The 19,764-nt window shown below is 46.8% G+C and carries 13 protein-coding genes; 6 read left to right on the forward strand and 7 right to left on the reverse strand.

What is annotated here, in order from left to right; translation table 11 throughout:
* Positions 1-79: 79 nt before the first annotated feature.
* Both dinB and AC1DXC_RS04305 read left to right on the forward strand, forming a co-directional pair.
* A complete protein-coding gene (dinB, locus tag AC1DXC_RS04300) occupies positions 80-1,177 on the forward strand; it encodes a DNA polymerase IV (protein WP_477457904.1) in 1,098 nt (365 codons plus the stop codon).
* 729 nt (positions 1,178-1,906) lie between these two features.
* Positions 1,907-3,217: an ammonium transporter gene (locus tag AC1DXC_RS04305; protein ID WP_477457905.1), complete on the forward strand. Its 1,311-nt coding sequence runs from the start codon at positions 1,907-1,909 to the stop codon at positions 3,215-3,217.
* A gap of 163 nt (positions 3,218-3,380) precedes the next feature.
* Here the strand turns inward: AC1DXC_RS04305 and AC1DXC_RS04310 are convergent, their stop codons facing one another.
* The 5 genes from AC1DXC_RS04310 to AC1DXC_RS04330 form a co-directional block, all read right to left on the reverse strand.
* On the reverse strand, positions 3,381-4,001 hold the full coding sequence (locus tag AC1DXC_RS04310) for an ABC transporter ATP-binding protein (protein ID WP_477457906.1): 621 nt from the start codon (positions 3,999-4,001) through the stop codon (positions 3,381-3,383).
* 88 nt (positions 4,002-4,089) lie between these two features.
* Positions 4,090-4,875: an acyl-ACP--UDP-N-acetylglucosamine O-acyltransferase gene (gene lpxA / locus AC1DXC_RS04315; protein WP_133226287.1), complete on the reverse strand. Its 786-nt coding sequence runs from the start codon at positions 4,873-4,875 to the stop codon at positions 4,090-4,092.
* A gap of 4 nt (positions 4,876-4,879) precedes the next feature.
* A complete protein-coding gene (locus tag AC1DXC_RS04320) occupies positions 4,880-6,277 on the reverse strand; it encodes a bifunctional UDP-3-O-[3-hydroxymyristoyl] N-acetylglucosamine deacetylase/3-hydroxyacyl-ACP dehydratase (protein ID WP_477457907.1) in 1,398 nt (465 codons plus the stop codon).
* Positions 6,278-6,394: 117 nt separating this feature from the next.
* The gene (lpxD, locus tag AC1DXC_RS04325; RefSeq protein WP_477457908.1) at positions 6,395-7,438 is read right to left on the reverse strand and encodes a UDP-3-O-(3-hydroxymyristoyl)glucosamine N-acyltransferase; all 1,044 of its coding nucleotides are present in this window, start codon (positions 7,436-7,438) and stop codon (positions 6,395-6,397) included.
* Positions 7,439-7,594: 156 nt separating this feature from the next.
* Entirely contained in the window at positions 7,595-8,824 is a 1,230-nt protein-coding gene (locus tag AC1DXC_RS04330) for an HD domain-containing protein (RefSeq protein ID WP_477457909.1), read from the reverse strand.
* Positions 8,825-8,963: 139 nt separating this feature from the next.
* On the opposite strand from AC1DXC_RS04330, the gene porX reads away from it, so the two are divergent.
* The 3 genes from porX (at position 8,964) to AC1DXC_RS04345 (ending at position 12,382) form a co-directional block, all read left to right on the forward strand.
* A complete protein-coding gene (porX, locus tag AC1DXC_RS04335; protein WP_477457910.1) occupies positions 8,964-10,517 on the forward strand; it encodes a T9SS response regulator signal transducer PorX in 1,554 nt (517 codons plus the stop codon).
* A 170-nt stretch (positions 10,518-10,687) separates the two neighbouring features.
* Positions 10,688-11,104 (forward strand): tRNA (adenosine(37)-N6)-threonylcarbamoyltransferase complex ATPase subunit type 1 TsaE, encoded by a 417-nt coding sequence (gene tsaE / locus AC1DXC_RS04340; protein WP_477457911.1) that lies wholly within the window; start codon positions 10,688-10,690, stop codon positions 11,102-11,104.
* 51 nt (positions 11,105-11,155) lie between these two features.
* Complete coding sequence (locus AC1DXC_RS04345) at positions 11,156-12,382, forward strand: alanine dehydrogenase (RefSeq protein WP_477457912.1); 1,227 nt, start codon at positions 11,156-11,158, stop codon at positions 12,380-12,382.
* A gap of 203 nt (positions 12,383-12,585) precedes the next feature.
* Here AC1DXC_RS04345 and AC1DXC_RS04350 read toward each other — a convergent pair whose 3' ends face one another.
* Complete coding sequence (locus AC1DXC_RS04350; protein WP_477457913.1) at positions 12,586-15,873, reverse strand: PAS domain S-box protein; 3,288 nt, start codon at positions 15,871-15,873, stop codon at positions 12,586-12,588.
* A gap of 443 nt (positions 15,874-16,316) precedes the next feature.
* On the opposite strand from AC1DXC_RS04350, the gene AC1DXC_RS04355 reads away from it, so the two are divergent.
* A complete protein-coding gene (locus AC1DXC_RS04355) occupies positions 16,317-17,165 on the forward strand; it encodes a 3-keto-disaccharide hydrolase (RefSeq protein ID WP_477457914.1) in 849 nt (282 codons plus the stop codon).
* Here AC1DXC_RS04355 and AC1DXC_RS04360 read toward each other — a convergent pair.
* Positions 17,155-19,710, reverse strand: coding sequence for a DUF3857 domain-containing protein (locus tag AC1DXC_RS04360; protein ID WP_477457915.1), 2,556 nt, complete (start codon positions 19,708-19,710; stop codon positions 17,155-17,157). The genes AC1DXC_RS04355 and AC1DXC_RS04360 overlap by 11 nt on opposite strands.
* Positions 19,711-19,764: the final 54 nt, after the last annotated feature.

Below are 19,764 nucleotides of genomic sequence, written 5' to 3' on the forward strand. Positions count from 1 at the left end.
GTTATGGAATCTTTGCGGTATTTGTGTTTTAATTTTACGCCAAAGAACACAGATTTAATTCGTTTACCCGGCATTACAGGTGGAAGAAAAACAAGCGCAGCCCCGACGTAAGATTATCCATATAGATATGGATGCCTTTTACGCGTCGGTAGAGCAGCGCGACAATCCCGAATACCGCGGCAAGCCCCTGGTGGTTGGTGGCTCGCCCGATGCTCGCGGCGTAGTGGCTACGGCAAGTTACGAGGCGCGTAAATTCGGCGTGCGTTCGGCTATGTCGAGCAGAAGGGCTTTGCAGCTTTGCCCGCATGCCATCTTCGTAAGGCCCAGGTTCGCGGCGTATAAAGAGGTATCGCAGCATATCCGTGAGATATTTAGCCGGTACACCGATTTGATAGAGCCGCTTTCCCTGGATGAGGCCTACCTGGATGTCACCGAAGATAAACTTGGCATAGGCTCGGCTATAGATATTGCCAAAGCCATAAAACAAGCCATAAAAGATGAGCTTGGCCTCACTGCTTCAGCGGGCGTATCGGTAAATAAATTCGTGGCCAAAATAGCCTCTGATATGCAAAAGCCGGATGGCCTTACGTTCATCGGCCCCTCGTCGCTGGCATCGTTCATAGAAAAATTACCGGTCGAGAAATTCTGGGGTGTGGGCAAGGTAACGGCCGATAAGATGAAAAAACTGGGCCTGTTTACCGGGGCCGACCTTAAGCAGCTTACCCTGGAGCATATAATCCGTCACTTTGGCAAGGCTGGGGCCTTTTATTATAATATAGTAAGAGGCATTGATGAGCGCGAAGTGCAGCCTCACCGCGAAACCAAATCTGTAAGCGCCGAAGACACTTTCCTGTACGACCTTAGCGCATTAGATGAAATGGAAGCCGAGCTGGACAAGATTGCCCTGTTGGTACATCAGCGGCTTGTAAAGCACGAACTGAAGGGCCGCACCATAACGCTGAAAGTAAAATACAGCGATTTCAGGCAGATAACGCGCAGCCAATCATTCCCGGATGGGCTGGATGATTTGCACACCATTGCTACTACATCCAAAAGCCTGCTGCGCGCCACGGATGTGGATGATAGCAGCGTGCGGTTGCTGGGTATAACGGTTTCTAACTTTTCCGCCCCGGAAATAAGAGAAAAGGGCCCCTCCGGCCAGCTCGAATTATTTTAAAGTACTTTTCTGTTCCCATATCTTTTCGCCTGTGATTTTTTGATAAAACGGGCAGATATAATGCGCTTTTGTCAATATATCCTACGGTTTGCGTAGTTATTTTAGTAAAAATGGCAACGAATGATGCTTTTTAAAAAGAAATAATAAAAAATTGTCATTTTTTTTGTCATTTTCATTTTATTATTCTACTTTTAGATTATGCCTCTAAGGAAATATAGACATATTTTAACTTTTTTCTTGCTATTCGAGGCATTTTTTCTGCTTTCTCTTCCTTTTTTCGAACAAAAGGAAACATCTTCTATAGATTCTCTTACAAATTACAGGCAAAACCAAGAGAGGCGAAGTATCAGCGCAGCTTTTTACCTTAAAAGCCGTGTAAGGAGTTTCCAAACCAACAAAATCCGTTTCCAGTCTTTATCCGGCGACGCGATTACCATTTTAAATTCAGGTTTCTTATACCTGAAAAGCGATTACCATTGGCATGATTTAGCTATTGAGCGGCTAACCAAGCTAATGTTGTTCCCGTACCACTCCTTTTGGTAAGGTTAAATTTGGAGCAAAAAACTGCCGCTATTCCTGATTGATATTTACCGATAACCCCTTCGTATATGAAAGGGCCCGAAAGGAAGTACCAAGGAATGGCATGCCGTTATTGTTTCCACTCTTGTTTAACGCCCACCACCAGGGCGCCCCGACTATTTTAATTTAATCACTTATCACGACAACAAAATGAAAAAAATTGTACCATTCGGCATACTCGTAATCGTAGTTATCCTGGCCTTTATGTTCCCGGGCAACGTAGCTGCCGCTAAACCCGCAACAACCTACGTTGGTGCCGATATTGCCTGGTTGCTTATCTCTACCGCGCTTGTATTATTAATGACACCGGGTCTTGCCTTCTTTTACGGCGGCATGGTGCGCAAGAAAAACGTAATTTCTACTATGCTGCAAAGCTTTGTTTGTATGGGCCTTATCACTATCATCTGGGTAGTATTCGGTTTCAGCATGGCTTTCGGCGATGATGTTAAGGGATGGGGTATCATTGGCGACCCTAAATCATTCTTCATGATGCAGAACACGCTTGGCGTGGCATGGGCAGCAGCACCCGGCATCCCGGTTATCCTGTTCGCCATGTTCCAGTTAAAATTCGCGGTTATTACACCTGCGTTAATTACCGGTGCATTTGCAGAACGTATCCGCTTTAACTCTTACCTTATCTTCATTACGCTTTTCATCGTTATTATCTACATCCCGTTAGCGCACGCTACCTGGCACCCGGATGGTATTTTCTTTAAATACGGCGTGTTAGACTTTGCCGGCGGTACCGTGGTACACATGAGCGCTGGTTGGGCAGCTTTGGCTTCGGCTCTTTACCTTAAGCAACGTAATAAAGTAGAAGAAGCGCACACTCCTGCGCGTATCAGCTACGTAATATTAGGTACAGGTTTGCTTTGGTTCGGTTGGTTCGGTTTCAATGCAGGTTCTGCATTAGGTTCGGGCGAACTGGCTGCTACAGCTTTGGCAACTACAACAACAGCTTCGGCTGCTGCGGCCATGTCATGGATATTTTTTGATATTTTGAGAGGCAAAAAGCCTTCTGCAATGGGTGCTTGTATTGGTGCGGTAGTAGGTTTGGTTGCTGTAACCCCAGCTGCCGGCTTCATCACCGTATCAAGCTCATTAATAGTAGGTATTGTTGCTGCTGTGGTAAGTAATTTGGTAGTTATATGGCGCTCTAAAACAAACATCGATGATACGCTGGATGTTTTCCCTTGCCATGGTGTTGGTGGTATGGTAGGTATGCTGATGACCGGTATCTTCGCAACCAAAAGCGTTAACAGCTTTGGTGCAGAAGGTTTGGCCTACGGCGAAACCGCCTTATTTGTTAAACATGTGGTGGCTTTAGTATCGGTATCGGCATTTGCTTTCTTCGGGTCTCTTCTGTTATTGAAGGTAACCGATATGATAAGCAAGTTGCGTGTATCTGAAGCCGACGAACTAGCTGGTCTGGATATGAGCCAGCACGACGAAGAGCTATAACCATACATCGAACGTGTTTATAAAAAGGGGGCGCTATTGCGCCCCTTTTTTGTTTATAGCGTTCTGGATTTAACCGCAAAGCGCGCAAAGATTTGCGATTTCGTGGGCACCAAACGCACAAAGCTATTTATTAGAGATAATCGGTAGCAGTTGGGTTTGGACCTTAAGCCTTATAATCGGCAATGCTGAGCTTGTTTTTGCAGAAGCTGTATTCGTGCTCCTGGTTAGAGCAGATGATGGTGAGGCGGCCAGTGCTGTATTGCTCTATGAGGCCCAGGTACCAATCGATGCCCTGGGTATCGAGGTTGGAGGTTGGTTCGTCAAGCATCAGCATGGGGGTATCCGAGCAGAACGCAAGGGCCAGTTTAAGCCGCTGTTTCATGCCAGATGAAAAATATTTGACAAGCTTGTTGCGACTGCCCGCCAGGCCCAGCGTATCAGCAACGGCCTGTTTATCAAGCCCCGGTTTGTAGTTTTTGAATTTAAAATGGAAATCGATGATTTCGCTCAGGCTGAAATCTTCTATCAACTCCAGGTAGGGCGCGGCAAGGCTAAGGTAAGTGAATACATTTTCTGCCTCCACGGACTTGTCGTTGTAGGTGTAAGCCAAATCTCCGGCAGATGGTGCCAAACTTCCGTTCAACACCTGCAGCAAGGTTGATTTCCCCGAACCATTAGCGCCCAGAATGGCGTAACTTTCCCTATCGGCAAAAGTATAATCAATCCCCTTGAATATCCATTCGCGGTTAAACCTGCGGCCTATGTTTTTGAGCGAGATGTTCATTTGTTGGTTTATAGTTCATGGGTGATAGTTCATAGTAAGCTCCTTTTTCTTCTCTGCCATGAACCATCAACTATGAACCATCCGCTATTTAGATACTCCCAAAACCCTTCATGATACCACGCTGTGAGTTTTGTACGAAGTTGATTATCTCGTCGCGCTCAACGGTTGGGTTAAACTCGGCTTCGATGATGTCCAAAGCCTTGGTCATGTTGTATTTTTTGAGGAAAATGATACGGTATATCTCCTGTATCTCGTTGATGGTAGCTGCCGAAAATCCCCTGCGGCGTAAGCCAACCGAGTTGATGCCGATATAAGATAATGGCTCGCGGCCGGCTTTGGTGAAAGGCGGCACATCTTTACGTACCAGCGATCCGCCCGATATCATACTGTGCGCGCCGATCTCTACGAATTGATGCACGGCAGAGGTGCCACCAATGAACGCGTAATCGTACACATTAATGTGGCCCGCCAGTTGTACGGCATTGGCTATGATAACGTTATCGCCTATAACGCAATCGTGCGCTACGTGCACATAAGCCATCAATAGGCAGTTGCTGCCTATGGTGGTGGTGTTTTTATCTAAGGCGGTGCCGCGGTTAAGAGTTACGCATTCACGGATAACGGTGTTATCGCCAACGGTAACGGTGCTTGGCTCGCCTTTGTATTTCAAATCCTGTGGTGGGGCAGATACAACCGCGCCCGGGAAAATACGACAGTTTTTGCCGATGCGTGCGCCATCCATTATCACCGAATTGGAACCCACCCAGGTACCTTCGCCAATCTCCACGTCTTTATGGATGGTTACGAAAGGCTCAATAACTACGTTGTCTGCAATTTTGGCCTGGGGGTGTATATATGCTAAGGGCTGTATCATGCTTCTATTTATATTTTACTATTTGTGCCATTAGCTCGGCCTCTACCACAATCTTTTCGCCAACCATGCCTATGCCTTTCATCTGCGCAATACCGCGGCGTATGGGCGCAACCAGGTCGCAACGGAATATTAACGTACTACCAGGCAAAACCTTGTCTTTAAACCTGGCGTTTTCTATCTTCAGGAACAGCGTAAGCCAGTTCTCCGGGTCGGGTACGGTGTTCAGCACCAAAATACCGCCTGTTTGTGCCATGGCCTCTATCTGCAAAACCCCCGGCATTACGGGCGCTCCCGGGAAATGGCCAACAAAAAACGGCTCGTTCATGGTAACGGCTTTTAAACCTACCACATGCGTCTTTGATAGCTCTAATATCTTATCTATCAACAACAATGGCGGGCGGTGAGGCAGTATATTCATTATCTGCACCGTATCGTAAACGGGTGTCATGTTTGGATCGTACACCTTTACATGTTTGCGGCTGCGCTCTTTTTTAATAAGCGTTTTTATCTTTTTAGCAAAGGCAACGTTTGCGGCGTGGCCCGGCCTTGCGGCCATAATATGCCCTTTCAACGGAACACCAACCAGTGCCAAATCGCCTATCATATCAAGCAGCTTATGGCGTGCCGGCTCGTTCTGGTGGCGCAGTTCTATGTTGTTCAATATCCCCTGCGGTGCTACGCTGATATCCTTGCGGTTGAACAGTTTGGCCAGGTGGGCAAGCTCTTCTTCGTCTACATCTTTATCAACAACCACAATGGCGTTGTTCAGGTCTCCGCCTTTTATCAGGTCGTGCTTAAGCAAAGCCTCTAATTCGTGCAAAAAGCAGAAAGTGCGGCTGGATGCTATTTCCTTTTTAAACTCACTGATAGCCGATATAGTAGCATGCTGGCTACCTAAAACCTGCGAGTTATAATCAACCATACAAGTAAACCTATAATCGGTATCTAAAGGCATAGCCACCATTTCTACCTTGCGGTCGGGTTCGGTGTAGTGTATATTGTAAGGTATGTGGTAATACTCGCGGTCGGCCTCCTGCTCGGTAAAGCCTGTGGCCTCTATGGCATCTATGAATTGTATCGAACTACCGTCCATTATCGGCATTTCGGGGCCGCTAATATCTATCAGCACGTTATCTATCTCCAAACCAACCATTGCAGCCAGCACGTGCTCCACAGTGCTTACACTTGCGCCGTTTTGGGTGAGCGTGGTGCCGCGCGAGGTATCAGTTACGTTGTCGCAATCGGCATCGATGATGGGTTGCCCGGGTAAATCTACCCTGCGGAATTTGTAACCGTGTTTCTCCGGCGCGGGGTTAAAGGTAAGCGTAACAAACTCGCCGGTGTGCAGCCCTGTGCCCGAAACAGAAACAGGCTCTTTAATAGTTCTTTGTTTTACATTCATCTTATGTAGTTCATTGGTTCATTGGATCATTGGTTCATTGGTTGTTTTGGTCGATAGTCCGGTTGCCACATTGGCACTAATGAACTAATGATCCAGTGAACTAATGAACCAGAAAAACTAATGAACGTTCTTCCTTAATTCCGTAATTATCTTTTCTAATTCTAAAACTCTCTTTTCTAATTCGGGCAGGCGGCTTACCACTACATTCGACCGCATATTGTCGCCGTATAACAAAGCCGGCGAACCGCCCCATTTTTGCCCTTCTCGCTTTATAGGGCGGCTAACACCCGATTGCGCCTGCACCTGCGTGCCCTTTGCTATGCTGATATGGCCTACAACACCCACCTGCCCGCCAAGCATCACATTGTTCTCTAATTTGGTGCTGCCGGCAATACCGGTTTGGGCGGCGATAACCGTGTTTTCCCCAATCTCCACATTATGGGCTATCTGTACCAGGTTATCCAGCTTGGTACCCTTATGTATAATGGTAGAGCCCATAGTGGCCCTATCGATAGTGGTATTAGAGCCTATCTCCACATCATCCTCAATAATTACATTACCTATCTGCGGTATTTTGTTGTAGGTGCCATCCGGTTTTGGCGCAAAGCCGAAACCATCGCTGCCGATTATTGAGCCCGAGTGGATAATAACATTGTTGCCTATAACACAATCAAAATAAACCGTAACACCAGGGAATAAAGTAACATTATCGCCAAGGGTTACATTATCTGCAATGTAGCAATTTGGGTACACTTTACAGTTATTTCCCAATTTTACATTTTGGCTGATATAGGCGAAAGCACCTACGTACGCATCCTGGCCAATTTGTGCCGAGGGGTGGATGAATGAGGGTTGCTCTATGCCTTTTTTATTTAATTTAAGCGTGTTGTATTGTTCCAGCAGCAGGGTAAAAGCGCTGTAGGCATTCTCCACCCGTATTAGCGATGCCCTTACCGGCCCGGTTATTTGCTGGCTGTTATTAATGATAACAATAGATGCATTTGTAGTGTACAAATACTGCTCATATTTTGGATTGGCCAAAAAGGATAACGAACCTTGTTGCGCCTCTTCTATTTTAGCGAGCTGGCTAACGGCCGCAAGCGGGTCGCCTTCAACAGTTCCGTTTAGCATAAAGGCTATGTCCTTAGCGGTAAATTGCATCCTGCAAATTTATGTTTATTTTACGTTTTGTTTATGCCCTATTAACATTACCCATTTTTTATGAACTCGAGTTTTAAGGAATTAAGCGAATTAACAGAATTGCTTTTGGATTGGCATTTTAATTCTGCCCATTCCTTAAATTCGTTTAATTCGAGTTCAGACAAGCCCTTTACTGTAGCAAAGTATATATTTTTTTACGGTTTTGGTTAATGCCTCAAGGTTGCTGTTGTCGCTGGCCAGGGCAATATCCGTTATTGCACCGTTCTTCATCAATATTTGTATGTTGCCATCACCTTTGTTGTAGGCGTTGTTGCGTATTACGTCGGTAAAAACAAAATAGCCAGCTTCCTCCTCGGTAATATTATTATACATGGCCGCAGCCTTGCGCCTTAGCCCGGCTACAAACTCCTCATCGGGCGGGGTAGATGCCATATCCACATGGAAAAGCTTGCGCTGAATAAAGTTATTGCACAGGGTACTCAGCACCAAATCGCTGCTATCGGCCCACACCTTTACGGCAGCCATTACATCGGTATCGTCCAGTTTCGCAAAAATATCCAGGTGTATGCTTTCGCCGGCAAAGGCCTCGCGGGGGATAATGTTATCTAAAAAGTGGCTAAGCGCGGGGGTGATATTGAACTTTTGACCCAAAAGCGCCAGTTCGCGGCTGCGGTTGAATATCTTGCAAAGCAACTGTTCTGCCGCTATAACGGTTTTGTGCAGGTACACCTGCCAGTACATCAGGCGGCGGGCTATCAGGAATTTCTCTATCGAATAGATGCCCTTTTCCTCTACGGTAACGTTATCGTCTTTCACGTTCAGCATCTTGATGATACGGTCAGAACTGATAACCCCTTCAGATACGCCGGTGAAGAAACTGTCGCGGTTAAGGTAATCCATCCTATCCATATCCAGTTGGCTGGATACCAGTTGATGCATGAATTTTTTATGATAAGTACCCTTGAATATCTCTATCGCCAGCGAAAGCTGCCCGTCGAATTGCCGGTTCAGCTTATCCATCAGCAAAATGGAGATATGTTCGTGGTCGATGCCCTCTATGATGGTTTGCTCCAGCGCATGCGAGAAAGGGCCGTGGCCAATATCGTGCAGCAGGATGGCTATCAGCAGGCCCTCTTTTTCTTCCGCAGTGATGGTGCAGCCTTTATTGCAAAGGGTTTCTATAGCGGTACCCATAAGGTGCATGGCCCCAATAGCATGATGGAAACGGGTATGCAATGCACCGGGGTACACCAAATGCGTCATGCCCAGTTGCTTGATATACCTGAGCCGCTGGAAGTAAGGGTGTTCGATGAGGTCGAAAACCAGATCGCTCGGTATGCTGATGAACCCGTACACGGGGTCGTTTATAATCTTCTTTTTGTTCAATGCGGCGTTATAGTATGCAAAAGTGCCTAATTATGACAAAACAAGCACCATGCTAGTGTTAATATATGTTAAACCTTTGTATAATTTTACAACAAATTATACTACCCCGGGGTTATAGAGGGGTAAAATTAGATATATTATGCAAGATACCTCCATATTGTGGGCCGACGACGAGATTGACTTGTTGAAGCCGCATATCATGTTCTTGACCGAAAAGGGCTACAAAGTTACCACCGTAACCAATGGCCACGACGCTTTAGACGAATTCAAAAAACAATACTTCGACCTGGTTTTCCTGGATGAAAATATGCCCGGCCTAACCGGGCTGGAGACCTTACAGCAAATAAAGAATATCCGCAGCGATGTGCCTATTGTTTTGATAACTAAGAACGAGGAAGAGTACCTGATGGAGGATGCCATTGGCTCTAAGATCGACGATTACCTCATTAAGCCGGTGCACCCCAAGCAGATACAGCTGACCATCAAAAAACTTACTGAGAACAAGCGCCTGGTAACCGAGAAAACCACCATGGCCTACCAGATGGATTTCCGCACGCTGGGCATGACGCTGAACGATAACCTGAGCCACCAGGAATGGGTAGATGTGTACAAGAAACTTATATACTGGGAGCTGGAGCTGGAAACCCTGGAGGATGCCGGGATGCACGAGATACTAACCCTGCAAAAAGCAGAGGCCAATGTGCAGTTCTGCAAATTCGTAGAGCGCAACTACCTCGATTGGATTAAAAACCCCGATACCGCACCTACCTCGTCGCCGCAGTTGTTCAAAAAGAAAGTATTCCCTAAGCTTGATGGCAACGGGCCGGTTTTCTTTATATTGATTGATAACCTACGTTACGATCAGTTCAAGATCATCAACCCCATCATATCAGAGTACTTCAGGCTGGAAGAAGAAGATACTTACTACAGTATTTTACCAACCGCCACACAGTACGCGCGCAATGCCATATTCTCGGGCCTGATGCCGTTGGATATGGAGAAACGCTACCCCGGCATGTGGCAGAACGATGAGGACGAAGGCGGCAAGAACCTGTTTGAGGCAGATTTTATTGCCGACCAGCTAAAACGCGTGTTAAGGCGCGACATAAAGCACTCATACCATAAGATATTGAATATAGACGAAGGCCGCGCGCTGAACGAATCTGTAAACAACCTGATGCAAAACGATTTGAACGTGGTGGTTTACAACTTTGTAGATATGCTGAGCCACGCCCGCACCGATATGCAGATGATACGTGAACTGGCCAGCGACGACGCTGCTTATCGCTCGTTGACTTTATCCTGGTTCGAGCATTCGCCGCTGTTCGATCTGCTGAAGTTTTTGGCATCTAAACAGGTGAGGGTTATCATCACAACGGATCATGGTACCATCAAGGTAAAGAACCCGAGCAAAATCATCGGCGACCGTAACACCAACACTAACCTGCGCTATAAACAAGGCAAAAACCTTAATTACAACGCCAAGGAGGTGTTCCATATACGCAACCCGCACGATGCCATGCTGCCCAAGTTGCATGTAAGCAGCAGCTTTGTGTTTGCCAAAGGCGATAGCTATTTCGTTTATCCGAATAACTATAACCACTTTGTTAATTTTTATAACGAGACCTTCCAGCATGGTGGCATCTCGCTGGAAGAAATGATTATCCCGATAGTAACTTACGGGCCTAAATAGGAAATAAGTAACCACATTCCCCAAGCGTCATTGCGAGGAACAGCTATTTAGCGTCACCTAAATCCTCTCCAAAGGAGAGGACTTTAACAGAGAACCCTCTCCTTTGGAGAGGGCAGGGTGAGGCTTCGGGATTGCTTCGTTCCTCGCAATGACGGTTTAAAGAGAAAGTAATGGATATCCACATCAACACCCTCGAAGAACTGGCAGGCGCAGCGCCCGGGATACTGCAATACGCCGGCATCAATAAGATATTTTTGTTTTATGGCGATATGGGTGCGGGCAAAACTACGCTTATCAAAACGCTTTGTGCATCGCTGGGCGTAACAGATGAGGTTACCAGCCCCACCTTTTCTATCGTAAACGAATATGCCGGCACCGATGGCCCCGTTTACCATTTCGATTTTTATCGCCTGAAAGAACAGGGCGAAGCGCTGGATATGGGCTATGAAGAGTATTTCTTTTCCGACAATTACTGCTTTATAGAGTGGCCCGAGAAAATTGCCGGGCTGATACCCGACCAATATACCGGCATCCGCATAGCCGTTACCGAAGAAGGCGCGCGGCAGATAACTGTGGAAAACATTTGATGCTTTAACCCGTTGTTTTTCTTATCTTCATCATCCGGAAAATAAGATAAAATGAGTTCAGGAAAATATAGCGGCTTTTCTGATGTTGCCCGCCAGGCACTGTTGCAACCCCAGGAATCGATGCTGGAGGTTAAAAGCAAAAAGAACAAACTGTACATCGGCATCCCCAAGGAAATTTCGTTCCAGGAGAACCGCATTCCGCTTACCCCGCTTTCGGTAGCGTTGCTGGTAAACAACGGCCACGATGTGCTTTTAGAGAGCAATGCCGGCCAGGCAGCCAACTTTTCTGATAATAACTACAGCGAACAGGGTGCCCAGATTGTGTACGATACCAAACGCGTTTACGAAGCCGATATCATCATCAAGATAGCGCCGCCTACTATCGCTGAGATTGCTATGATGAGGCCGGGGCAATTATTAATCTCTGCTTTACAGGTTTCTACACTGCAGCCCGAATGCCTGCACGCTTTATTAGCCAAAAAAATCACCGCCATTTGTTTCGAGAATATTGAAGACGAGGGCGGCACGCTTACCGTAGTACGTGCGATGAGCGAGATAGTGGGTGCTACATCCATCCTGATAGCGGCCGAATACCTGAGCAATATCTTCGGCGGCAAAGGGCTAATGTTGGGTGGCATAACCGGCGTACCACCAACCGAGATCGTGATTTTGGGCGCGGGCACTGTTGGCGAATATGCTGCGCGCACGGCTATTTCGCTGGGTGCCGAGGTCAAAGTTTTCGATCCATCTATCTATAAACTGCGTCGTTTGCAGAATAATATCGGCAGCCGCATATTTACTTCGGTGATACAGCCAATCGTATTGGAGAAAGCTGTTACGGGATGTGATGTAGTTATTGGCGCCATGCGTGCCGACGATGGCCGTAGCCCTTGCCTGGTATCTGAAGCTACTGTGAGCAAAATGAAACCCAATTCGGTTATCATAGATGTAAGCATAGACCAGGGAGGCTGCTTCGAAACATCAGAAGTGACCAACCACACCAACCCGGTGTTCAGGAAATATGACGTTATACACTACTGTGTGCCAAATATCGCCTCACGCGTGGCGCGCACGGCTACCTATGCACTTACCAATATTTTCGCGCCTATATTATTGGATATAGGTGAGCAGGGCGGCCTAAAGAATGTTATCTGGAAAAAATCGGGCATACGCAATGCGGTGTATATTTACCAGGGCCACCTCACCAACAAGCATATGGGCGAACGCTTTGGCATCCCCTGTAAAGATTTGGATTTGCTTGTTGCCGCAAACCACTAATTTATATGTTTGGGTTTTCATCGCCGAAAAAAAACGGTTTAAAAGCAGCACAAAAAAGCTTACGAAGGTTTGCAGGATTCGCGAAATTATTGGATAATTAACAGAAGTCGGCGGATTGAAAACCCCAAGGGGGTGCACTGAATACCAGGGTGTTTTGTGGCAACAGGCAGGCTTCTTTGGTTTGAAAGCAGTAGGCTCTGGCGTTATTTATAAGGCACTACGCCGGTTTTATTGGTTATGTCGCGTATCACGTTATCCAGTTCGTCGGCAGATAGTTTGAGGTAATTTAATATTTCCGTCCGGGCTTCCTCGCTGTCCCGGGCATCATCAAGCAGCGGTAAAAGGCCCATAATACGGGCAAGCGGCGCCCTTATCACATGCGATTGCAGCCAGGATATCTCCTTCAGTTTTTCGTTCTGTTGCTCTATGGCCTCTATGTAATGCAGCCTGTCGGTTATATCATTGGCAACTATCATCCGGGCATTTCTCCCTTTGTAATTAATGTCGCTGCTTTTTATATCTACCAGAATAATTTCGCCGTTTTTCTTTTTGTGCCGTATGCTGCCCGCTGCATTAAACTGCGCGGTGTTGTTATATTCGTCTAAAATTACATCCAGCGCGGGTATATCTTCCGGCGGCCTGATGTCTTTTATGGTCATGGATAAAAACTCCTCGTACGAGTAGCCGTAATGTTGTATTGCCTCATTGTTTACATCTAAAAACTTAAGGGTGTCGAGGTCGAATACCCATTTTGGCAGGGGGCTTAACTGAAACAGCTCGCTGTATCGCTTTTCTGAATCCATTAAAAGGGAATCCGTTATCTTACGGGTGGTTATATCCTTAAAATATACCGAAAGCCCGTTGATTGATGGATATGCACTTATTTCGTACCATTTTTTTAATGGGGGGTAGTAGTCTTCAAAATGTACGGCGCATCCTGTGTCAATTGCTTTATGATATTGCTGATAGGATGCCGAATCGATGGAATCGGCAAAAACTTGCCAAAGGTTTTGGTTAAGCATTTCGCTTTTGGGCTTGCCCAACACCTTCTCGGCCATATTGTTCCAATAATTCACCACCCAGTTTTTGTCGACCGCGAAAAAAGCATCACCTATGCTCTCCAGTATAATGTTACGTTCTTCCAGTGCTGTTTTGGCAGTTATTTCTGCCCTCACCCTTGCATCAATATCCTGGAAACTCCCGTAAACCCTCTGGCATTTACCATCAACAAATTCGGGCTCGCCCACTACACGTACCCAGCGGGTGTTGCCTTTGGCGGTAACAATTTGTAGTTCAACATCTATAGCGGCACCCTCGTTTATAGCGGCATCTATCGAGCGTACGATGGTATCCCTGTCATGCCCCTCGCGATAAAAACTGATGCCGGTTTGTGTGTTGGGTTGATAATCAGGGGTAACCTCATGTATGCGCCGCGTTATTTTCGACCAATACATCGTGCCTTTCGCTACATCTATTTCCCAGCCGCCAACCTGGGCCAGGCTGGTAACTTTATCCAGCAAGGTTTTAAGCCTTTTTTTATCAGTAATATCTTTTCCAACGGCAAATATCAGCCCTTCCTCGGCGGAGTTGCTGGCCGTCCAGGATAACCATATCACCCTGCCTGATCGGGTTACGAACCGGTTTTCGAAGTACAGCGTTTGTTTCTGGCCAATAAAGCTTTGCATCCGCGCCCTGCTGGTTTCCAACTCGTCTGGGTGCAGGAAATCGCCAAGCCTTTTAGCAAGTATCTCTTCTTCGGTATATTCCAGCAGCGTGCTCATGGCCGGGTTTACCCTTTTAAAATGGTAATCGGTGCCAATGATGCAGAGGATATCCGGGGCAGAGATAAATACCTGGTTCAACTCTTGCTCCAACTGCTTACGTTTTATTTCGGCACCAAAATGCGTGCTGAACGCCGAGAACACGGTAATGAGGTTAGCATCGGCTTTTTCGCCGGCACCCAGGCCCAAAAGCAATGCGCCTATAGTTTCTTTACCTGAAATTAAGGGTATTGCATAAGCTTTCTTCAGCCCGGCTTCTTTGGCGGCATCGTGCCGCAAGAAATCTTCGCGCTCGTCCAGCCTGTCCCAAAATTGTATCTGGTTAGTTTTCCAGGTTGCACCGGGCAGGCCCTCGCCCTTTACGAAACTTTTGATATGCCGGGTGTCATGATAAAATACAGCCATCTCCGGCATTGGCTCCAGATGCGATGCCAGGCTTATCTTATTTTTATCGGCGCCAATGAGCCATACCTCGGCGAACTTAAAATGGCCGTAGTCTACCAGGTGCTGCAGTAATTTCTCAAGCAAGGGCTGCAGCGCGGTAGCCTCGTTAAACAACATGCTGACGCTGGTCAGCAGCGCAGCCTGCAATTCCTGGTTGCGGCGTTTTGTCACATCGCGCTGTACGGATATCCAATGCGTGTAAAATCCCTTTTCGTCCGCAACAGGGGTTAGGGTGAAGTTAACCCAAAACTCTTCGCCGTTTTTTTTATAATTCAACAGGGTGGCTTCGCAGGGTTGCCATAGGCGCATCGCCTCGCTCAGTCGGATAATTTCGGCCTTATCCGTTTTGGCGCCTTGTAAAATACGGGGCGTTTTGCCTACCACCTCTTCGGCGGCGTAGCCGGTCATGCTGGTAAACGCCTCGTTTGCATATAAAATAAGCGCGCCGGCGTCATCGGCAGGCTCGGCTTCTGTTATCAAAACGGCCTCACTGGTGTTGGTGATTACCGATTCTAAGAGCTTTAGGTGCTGCTCTTCCTTTTTCTGTTTGGTAATATCCCGTATAAACATGGATATGCCCCCTGCAGAGGGGTAAACCCGGTTTTCCAGCCAGCGTTGCGAGACTGGGAAAAAATCCTCATTGCAAACATATATTTTTTTGGTAAAGGCGGTTTGTATGGCATCATACGTTGCTGTGCCAATGGTCTCCGGATAAACATCCCAAATGTGTTTCCCAATAAGCGATTCCAGGTTTCGCCGCATCATTTTCAATACCTGTTTATTCACATATGTATAGCACAAGTTTTCGTCTAGCGCAATAAAGCCGTCTCTCATGGTTTCCAGCAGCCCGCTTATTTGATCGGTTTGTTGCCTGAATTCCGATTCGATTTTTTTTTGTGCGGTGATGTCGGCAAAATTGCAAACTATTGCCTCAATGCCGGGTTCGTTAAACATGTTGGTAAAGGTGCATTGCAGCCAAACGTAATGGCCACGGGCATGTTTTAACCTGAAACTGCAGTTTTGAGGGGTTCCGGTATCTGAAACGCTATGTATTAAAATATAAACGTATGCCTTGTCGTCTGGGTGTATCAGATCTACGATTGGTCTATCGGGTAAATCGGTATCGCCCCAACCGTTGATTTTTCGCGCCGAACAGCTACCATAGGTCACCACAAGCAACTCATCCAGCAGCATGAGCCCGAAGTAACTATTTTCCAATAGTTTTTCTATGCGGGTATCAATCCCTAACAGCTTTTGGTTTATCATGTGGTAGTTCGGTGGGTATCGGCAAAAAATTAATATAACCTAACCCCGGGGCTTAGTGGTCTATAATTCGTTTCGAAATTTAGTAAAGTTAATTTAGGGTTCCGGTTTTAGGGCATCGCGTACTTTAAAGGTAAAACCAAGCCAAAAATCACTTGCGATTGCGGCAGGGCGCGACGGATAAAAACTACGGGTTCTGGATGTTGTACGTAGTGGCCGATGGAAAGTTATTTAAATTATTCGCTAAAGGGGTATTTTATTAATGGTTTTTATGCTTTATGGGTTATGCGAGCCATTGTTTTGTAGTCGGCTAGGTTGTTGTGCGCGAAGCAGTAAGCACATATATTTTCAAATGTACATCGACTATAAATATTAATACAGCACTGTTACATTTTGCATGTTTGTGCGGTAATATGATTATATTAGGTACTTCAATAACCCCTGTTATGAAACCCGCTAAACCACTATCCACGCTACTGCTTTGTGCCCTTATCTTTGGCACCACCGCATCGCTGAAATCTGATAAATGGGAGGTATTATTCAATGGCAGGGACCTCAGCGGATGGGATACCTATATCGGACCCGACCTGGATGATAAAGGTAATTTTATTACCCGCACTCCTATAGGCTTAAACAGCGACCCCAAACAAGTATTCACAATAGTAAAACAGGATGGCGATAGGGTTATACGCGTATCGGGCGAGAATTGGGGTGCTATCTCCACAAAAAAGGAGTATGCCAATTACCACCTGCAGCTGCAATTTAAATGGGGCGCGCTTACCTGGGGGCAAAAAAAAGGGCAGAAGATGGATAGCGGCCTTTTATATCATTCGGTTGGGAAATACGGTGCCGATTACGGTGCCTGGATGCGATCGCAGGAGTTCCAGATAGAGCAGGGCAACTGCGGCGATTACTGGGGCGTAGCGGGCGGCATGGCCGATATACCTGTTATACGCCGTTACCAGAAGGATTATATTTATAATGTTGGCGGCATTGTGAACAACTTTGGCGAAGGTAGCCCGCAAGGCCGGCATTGCATTAAAGGCGGCGATGCCGAAAACCCCAAAGGCGAATGGAACACGCTTGATTTATATTGCAACGGCGATACCAGCATCCACGTAATAAACGATAAAGTGATGATGGTACTATACCACAGCAGGCAGATGGAGAACGGGCAACCGCAGCCGCTTACCAAAGGCAAATTGCAAATACAATCTGAAGGGGCCGAGGTGTTTTTTAAAGAAATACAGATACAGCCCATCACCCAACTGCCGGTAGAGCTGGTTAAGCAATAAGGTTGGCGTTCTTGTCTTCTTCAATTTCTTCGTAGCTATAATTGTGGGCGGGGTAGGGCACAACGAAAGTCTGTTCAACTCGTTCAGATGATTTGAAATAGGCTATCCAGATACCGGAATAGATAATTTTTCTGATCATGGACAAGGCCGTGCTATCCAACACACCTCCGTTTACAATTATCACCAGGAAATAGTCGCTTACTGCAAATAATGCCACAAATGCATAAAACCCGATAATATAACGGGGCAACACATCGCGCCGGTTTACAAGCAAAACAAAGCAAAAAGCAGCAAACGCTATTAAAATTACATTGCCGGCAACCTCAAATAAAAACAAAGCTTTAAAAGCAATGTCGCTGGAGTTGCTGGGGTGGGCGTTCCATTTGCTTAAATCGAGGGATCCACTATCGGCCATGGTGTAGGCTACAGCGAATGGTGTAATAGCCAACCCGATAGCAATAAGAATAAGCCAGCCCCCTACCGGTATAAAGTTTGCGCCTCTTTCAAAAACCACAGCGCGGGTTTCGGTACGGTAAAGCTTTATGGCCAGCCATGCAAGGGTTGCTGCCAGCACAAGTACAAATATCATCAAACTATAGTTGAGTTGGAAGGGTACCCGGCTAATATCGGGCGTATAAGTGAAGCTGTACCCCAGTTCATTATCTGCTATTTGTTTTACATCTGTACGTGCCTCATCAAGCTTATCAGGCGCTATGAAATCTTTCAGCGTACGGAAATTATAATCGAGCGTAAGCGTATCGCCCCGCACCAAGGTGCTCGAATTGAAGCCATAGGCATCGCGTTGTATGCTGCTGCTGCTTTCAGCTATATCCCAGCCGCTTTTCATTATTACATGTACTAAGTGTTCAATATTCACCGGGTAACCAATAGCCGCAGGCATTTGCACCTTGCCGCTAATGGCCGGAAGTTGATCGTTTATAGCACCCGCATAAAAAGAAGCCGTGTACCTGCCGGGTTCTTTGTCGGCCTTAAAAAAGCCGGGGATGCGGTAATACTCTATCGTAATAAGCTCGTTTTTTATTACATCATCCTTAACGGTAATTGAGTCTGCCGCAAACTCTATCTTGGGGTAACTTTTGGCGTAATAATCCAGGTAGTTTTTTTCTGTTTCGGCTATGCTGCCGCTTGCCAGCCTGTCGCGCATACGGTCGGCTTCGGCAAGCGTATAGGTAGTTGTCACCTCCAGCAAAGTGCTCTCTTTCTGGCCCGCAGGCACTTTGTAGGTTTCGACAACCATCATCTTGCCTGCCTTAGTTGGCGTAATAGCCGTCAAAGCGGTATTGCCGGCCATTAATACCAGGCCTTTACCATAATTGGGGAAGTATAAGTTAGTGCCGCTGCCGCGCTGGTAGGCTATAGTAGCATCTACATAAACCGGCTTATTGTTGAGGGTAGCCACACAAACCGCATGATCGAAAACGGTTGGCGAGGGAATATATGCATCAATCTTAGCTTCGGCATCAGTGTTAATCAATACCATATGTGCATCAATGCCGTTGGCCATCAAAACCGAAGCCAGCAGCAGGGCCTTATCCTTGCAATCGCCGTAGCGCTGATTGTACACCTTTTCGGGGGTATTAGCCCTGTGCGAATATTCGCCCAGCTCTATACCCATATAACGTATCTCATCCTGCACCATCTGCACCGCGCTGCGGAAATACTTCTCCTTGTCGCCTGCGGCATCGGCCTTTAGCTTAGCCACCCGGGTTGCCAGGTTACCCTTCAGGCTGGTGGCTATGGGGTTTACCTTGAGGGCCCAATCTATCACTTCCTGCCAGCTGCTGTAATCGCTTACCTGTATGTAGCTGTAGTTATTGAACCAACTGGGCGTGCCGCTGGCATCGGGTGGAGGCATCGCCTGCAAAAGATTCCATTCGTAGCATTTTAGGCCATTCTTATCTGTAGGACGGGTAAGTGCAGCGTTGCCGAATGCTTTGAAATTCAGTTTGCGGGCGGGCGATACCAGCAGGGCTTTGTAAAGCTGCGCATAAGGCTGCATGCCCTGCATGTAAAGCCGATCGGTGTATTTGTTGCCGAATATAGGGTTGCGGCCGGTGATGGTGTAGGCATATTCTATACGGTCGCCTTTGCGGATATCATCTAAAATACAAAGCGCCGAAAAGCTGCCCTGGTAGATAAATTTGGATAGGTCCTTTTCATCGGCAATTACCTTAAACGATTTTGGGCCGAGGCGACTTTCGGCTTTTCCGTTTCGCCAAACGGTGATGTCGTGAACGTCCAGCCGTTCGTAAGATGGGTCGAAAGAGATAGAAATTTCCGAGCCGTTTTGTATGCCTGCTTCGGATACGATCTCGCGTATCACATGCTTGTAGTCGGCTTGTTTCTCTACTTGTATCTGCTCCTCAAAAAGCTGGTAAAAGAAGCCGCCGGTAACTTGCCGGGCGGGGAGTTTTTTATCAGAAAGTTTGAAGGTATTGAGCCAGGCAGGCCTTGCCGAAATATGCACGACAGGAGCACCTGCACGCGCAGCGGGCAGACCCAAAATAAGCAGTAAACCGCTCATGGCGGCAATTAATAAGGGGACAAATAGTTTACGCATACCAGCCATGAAAATAAC

This window comes from Mucilaginibacter sp. P2_D11 (assembly GCF_056404435.1).

What these genes read in the sequence shown, in the direction of transcription:
- AC1DXC_RS04310 (WP_477457906.1), bottom strand. Translation starts at nt 4,001, where the DNA reads ATGAACATCTCGCTCAAAAACATAGGCCGCAGGTTTAACCGCGAATGG.
- AC1DXC_RS04355 (WP_477457914.1), top strand. Translation starts at nt 16,317, where the DNA reads ATGAAACCCGCTAAACCACTATCCACGCTACTGCTTTGTGCCCTTATC.
- tsaE (WP_477457911.1), top strand. Translation starts at nt 10,688, where the DNA reads ATGGATATCCACATCAACACCCTCGAAGAACTGGCAGGCGCAGCGCCC.
- lpxD (WP_477457908.1), bottom strand. Translation starts at nt 7,438, where the DNA reads ATGCAATTTACCGCTAAGGACATAGCCTTTATGCTAAACGGAACTGTT.
- AC1DXC_RS04350 (WP_477457913.1), bottom strand. Translation starts at nt 15,873, where the DNA reads ATGATAAACCAAAAGCTGTTAGGGATTGATACCCGCATAGAAAAACTA.
- AC1DXC_RS04320 (WP_477457907.1), bottom strand. Translation starts at nt 6,277, where the DNA reads ATGAATGTAAAACAAAGAACTATTAAAGAGCCTGTTTCTGTTTCGGGC.
- lpxA (WP_133226287.1), bottom strand. Translation starts at nt 4,875, where the DNA reads ATGATACAGCCCTTAGCATATATACACCCCCAGGCCAAAATTGCAGAC.
- porX (WP_477457910.1), top strand. Translation starts at nt 8,964, where the DNA reads ATGCAAGATACCTCCATATTGTGGGCCGACGACGAGATTGACTTGTTG.
- AC1DXC_RS04360 (WP_477457915.1), bottom strand. Translation starts at nt 19,710, where the DNA reads ATGAGCGGTTTACTGCTTATTTTGGGTCTGCCCGCTGCGCGTGCAGGT.
- AC1DXC_RS04305 (WP_477457905.1), top strand. Translation starts at nt 1,907, where the DNA reads ATGAAAAAAATTGTACCATTCGGCATACTCGTAATCGTAGTTATCCTG.
- AC1DXC_RS04345 (WP_477457912.1), top strand. Translation starts at nt 11,156, where the DNA reads ATGAGTTCAGGAAAATATAGCGGCTTTTCTGATGTTGCCCGCCAGGCA.